The following is a 4,097-nucleotide window of genomic DNA, read 5'->3' on the forward strand; positions in this document are numbered from 1 at the left end:
GTCCAAGGGGCCGCAGGCCGAGGGCGTGCGTCCCGCCTAGCCCGAGAGCTCGAACGCGCCGCCGGCTCGCCGGCGGCGCGTTCCTCGTCGTCCGCCCGCGCTCGTGGCCTGACGGCGCGACTCGTCGCCGGACGAGGTCCGGGCGCGCCGGGGGGCTCCTCGCGTGCGGCACATCGGTAGCATGACCGCATGGCGTGGCCCGCTCGCTCGGCCGCCGCGTTCCGTGGTGCAGCGCTCACCGTGGTCGCGGTCTCCGTCCTGCTCGTCACCGGATGCAGCGGCCCGCCGGTCCTCGTGCCGGTGGCGACGCCCTCGCCGGCCGCTCGTCCTGCCGGCGACAGCGGACCGCCGGTCGCCGTCGCGTTCAGCCCGCTGCGGGGCACGCGGCTCGAGGCGCCGGCCGCGCCGCATCCGTCGATCGCCGTGAAGATCGACAACCACGAGGAGGCGCGTCCGCAGATCGCCCTCAACCGGAGCGACATCGCGTTCGAGGAGCTCGTCGAGGGCGGGCTCACCCGGTACCTCGTGGTCTGGCATTCCGACGTGCCCGAGTCCGTCGGCCCGGTGCGATCGGTGCGCCCCATGGACCCCGACATCGCCTCGCCGTTCGGCGGCATCATGTCGTACTCGGGCGGGCAGGAGCAGTTCGTCGAGATGATGATGGCGACGCCCCTCGTCAACATCGTCTTCGACTTCGACGACACCGGGCTCTTCGAGCGCGCCGATGAGCGCCCGGGTCCGCACGACGTCATCCTCGCCGCCGCCGAGGCGGTCTCGCGCAACGCCTCGCTCGCGCCGCCGCCCGTGCAGTTCTCCTACGGGACGAGGGATCCCCTCGCCGCACCGGCACTCGCTGCGACGCCGACCTCGCGCATCGACCTCGTCTTCTCCGAGGCGCGATTCCCGTCGTGGGAGTGGGACGCGGCATCCGGCGCATGGCTCCGCTCCCAGGAGGGGGCACCCGACTACGAGGCCTCGGGCGACCGGGTGCGTGCGACCAACGTCGTCACAATGCGGGTCGGCATCGACTGGAGCTACGGCGAGGTGCCGCGCACGGTCATGGTGGGCTCGGGCGAGGCATGGGCCTCGGTCGCCGGCAGGACGGTGCACGGGACGTGGACGAAGGATGCCGCGGCCGCGCCGATCGTCCTCACGGCCGACGACGGCAGCCGCATCCGGCTCGCGCCGGGCAACACGTGGGTCGAGCTCGTGCCCGACGAGGGCTCGGCGACGTTCGTGCCCTGAGCCGCGGCGCGCGGCATCCGTGCTCGCTTGCACTCGTGACGGTCGAGTGCCAGAATCGTCTTAGCACTCACTCGATTTGAGTGCTAACCAACGAATCTTTGAGACGTCCGAGAAGGGACGAGAGACACACATGGCAAAGATCATTGCTTTCAACGAGGAGGCCCGCCGCGGGCTCGAGCGTGGACTCAACCAGCTCGCCGACGCGGTCAAGGTGACCCTCGGCCCGCGCGGTCGCAACGTCGTGCTCGAGAAGAAGTGGGGCGCCCCCACGATCACGAACGACGGCGTGTCGATCGCCAAGGAGATCGAGCTCGACGACCCGTACGAGAAGATCGGCGCCGAGCTCGTCAAGGAGGTCGCCAAGAAGACCGACGACGTCGCCGGCGACGGCACCACGACCTCGGTCGTGCTCGCCCAGGCGCTCGTGCGCGAGGGCCTCCGCAACGTGGCCGCAGGCGCCGACCCCATCTCGCTGAAGCGCGGCATCGAGAAGGCCGTCGCGGCCGTCTCCGAGGAGCTCCTCGCCGCTGCGAAGGAGATCGAGACCAAGGAAGAGATCGCCGCGACCGCGTCGATCTCCGCCGCCGACCCCCAGATCGGCGAGATCATCGCCGAGGCGATCGACAAGGTCGGCAAGGAGGGCGTCGTCACCGTCGAGGAGTCGAACACCTTCGGCACCGAGCTGGAGCTCACCGAGGGCATGCGCTTCGACAAGGGCTACCTGTCGGCGTACTTCGTCACGGACCCCGAGCGCCAGGAGGCGGTCTTCGAGGACCCGTACATCCTCATCGTCAACAGCAAGGTCTCGAACATCAAGGACCTGCTCCCCATCGTCGACAAGGTCATCCAGACCGGCAAGCAGCTCCTCATCATCGCTGAGGACGTCGACGGCGAGGCGCTCGCGACCCTGATCGTGAACAAGATCCGCGGCATCTTCAAGTCGGTCGCCGTCAAGGCTCCCGGCTTCGGCGACCGTCGCAAGGCGCAGCTCCAGGACATCGCGATCCTGACCGGCGGCCAGGTCATCTCCGAGGAGGTCGGCCTCAAGCTCGAGAACGTCACCCTCGACCTGCTCGGCCAGGCCCGCAAGGTCGTCATCACCAAGGACGAGACGACCATCGTCGAGGGCGCGGGCGACCCCGAGGCCATCGCCGGCCGCGTGGCGCAGATCCGCGCCGAGATCGAGAACACCGACTCGGACTACGACCGCGAGAAGCTCCAGGAGCGCCTCGCGAAGCTCGCCGGCGGCGTCGCCGTCATCAAGGCGGGCGCGGCCACCGAGGTCGAGCTCAAGGAGCGCAAGCACCGCATCGAGGACGCCGTCCGCAACGCGAAGGCCGCCGTCGAGGAGGGCATCGTCGCCGGTGGTGGCGTGGCTCTCATCCAGGCCGGCGCGAAGGCGTTCGCGAAGCTCTCGCTCACGGGCGACGAGGCGACCGGCGCGAACATCGTCAAGGTCGCCATCGAGGCGCCGCTCAAGCAGATCGCACTCAACGCGGGCCTCGAGCCCGGCGTCGTGGCGAACCGCGTCGCGGAGCTGCCCGACGGMCACGGCCTCAACGCCGCGACCGGCGAGTACGGCGACCTGCTCGCGCAGGGCATCATCGACCCCGCCAAGGTGACGCGTTCGGCGCTGCAGAACGCCGCGTCGATCGCCGGCCTCTTCCTCACCACGGAGGCCGTCGTCGCCGAGAAGCCCGAGAAGAACCCGGTTCCGGCCGGCGACCCCACGGGCGGCATGGACTTCTAGTCCGAATCGATCCACGGCCCGCGGGCCCGATCAACGCGAAGGGCGTCTCCTCCGGGAGACGCCCTTCGTCGTGCCCGGGGGCCGTGCGGCGGTGCCCCCTGCGCGCGTCGCCGTGCCCGTCGCGGTCAGCGCAGGAACAGGCGCGCGTTCGCCTGCTCCGCGTCGGCGTACTGCGTGGCGGCCATGCCGAGCGCTTGGTTGAGGTGCGCGAGGCTCTGCTCGACCTGCAGCTGCGTGGCCCGCCAGTCGGAGACGGCGCCCTGGAACGCCGTGGCGGCCTGCCCCGACCACGACGACTGCAGCCCGGTCAGCTGGCCGAGGAGCGACGACACCTCCGCCTGGATGCGGCCGATGGTGCCCTGGACGGTCTGCGTCGCCGCGGAGACCTGTGCGGCGTCGACGTGATACGTGGTCATGGAAGTGCGTCCTCTCGGTCGGTGTGTGCCCCAACGGTAGGGGTGCGCACGGGCGGCGAGGACGAGGGGGCGCGGCCGGGGACGCGGCATCCGTACGTGACGATTGGTGAGGACGAGTCGGCGTCGCGGGGGTGGGCGGAGTGGCGCCGCTCACCGGCCTGTCAGCCGGCGGTGACCGACTGCGGTGCTGCGGCTGAGCCGGCCAGGGGGAGCGAGACCCGGAACGTCGCGCCGCCGCCGGGCGTCTCCACCACGTCGACGGTGCCGTTGTGCGCGGCCACGATGGACGAGACGATGGCGAGCCCGAGGCCCGAGCCGCCGGTCTCGCGCGTGCGCGACGTGTCGGCGCGCCAGAAGCGCTGGAAGATCTTCTCGCGGATCTGCGGCGGGATGCCCTCGCCGTGGTCGATGACCTCGATCATCGCGCGCTCGGCCGGGTCGTCGATGGAGACGCGGATGTCGATCGGGCTGTCGTCGGACGTGAACCGGATGGCGTTGGCCATGAGGTTCGTGATGACCTGCCGGATCTTGTTCTCCTCGGCGAGCACCACCGCGCGCCGCACCGGTGCGGTCACCACGGCGCCGCCCTGGCCGGAGGGACTCGTCGCCTCCCCGGGCGAGGAGGCCGTCGCCCGGCCCGCGCCGGACGCCATGGCGGCGGTCTCCGCGACCGTCGCGGACGCGGC

General features: G+C 71.2%; 4 protein-coding genes. 2 read left to right on the plus strand and 2 right to left on the minus strand.

What is annotated here, in order from left to right; genetic code table 11:
* Window positions 1-189 precede the first annotated feature (189 nt).
* Complete coding sequence (locus tag AC1DY2_RS16525) at window positions 190-1,245, plus strand: DUF3048 domain-containing protein (RefSeq protein ID WP_476763407.1); 1,056 nt, start codon at window positions 190-192, stop codon at window positions 1,243-1,245.
* A 130-nt stretch (window positions 1,246-1,375) separates the two neighbouring features.
* The gene (gene groL / locus AC1DY2_RS16530) at window positions 1,376-2,995 is read left to right on the plus strand and encodes a chaperonin GroEL (protein ID WP_309977627.1); all 1,620 of its coding nucleotides are present in this window, start codon (window positions 1,376-1,378) and stop codon (window positions 2,993-2,995) included.
* Window positions 2,996-3,120: 125 nt separating this feature from the next.
* On the opposite strand, the gene AC1DY2_RS16535 is transcribed toward groL, so the two are convergent.
* The gene (locus AC1DY2_RS16535) at window positions 3,121-3,411 is read right to left on the minus strand and encodes a WXG100 family type VII secretion target (RefSeq protein WP_309977629.1); all 291 of its coding nucleotides are present in this window, start codon (window positions 3,409-3,411) and stop codon (window positions 3,121-3,123) included.
* A 161-nt stretch (window positions 3,412-3,572) separates the two neighbouring features.
* On the minus strand, window positions 3,573-4,097 hold a 525-nt coding region (locus AC1DY2_RS16540; RefSeq protein WP_476763408.1), incomplete at its 5' end, for a sensor histidine kinase.

The organism is Agromyces sp. P1_H4 (assembly GCF_056405255.1).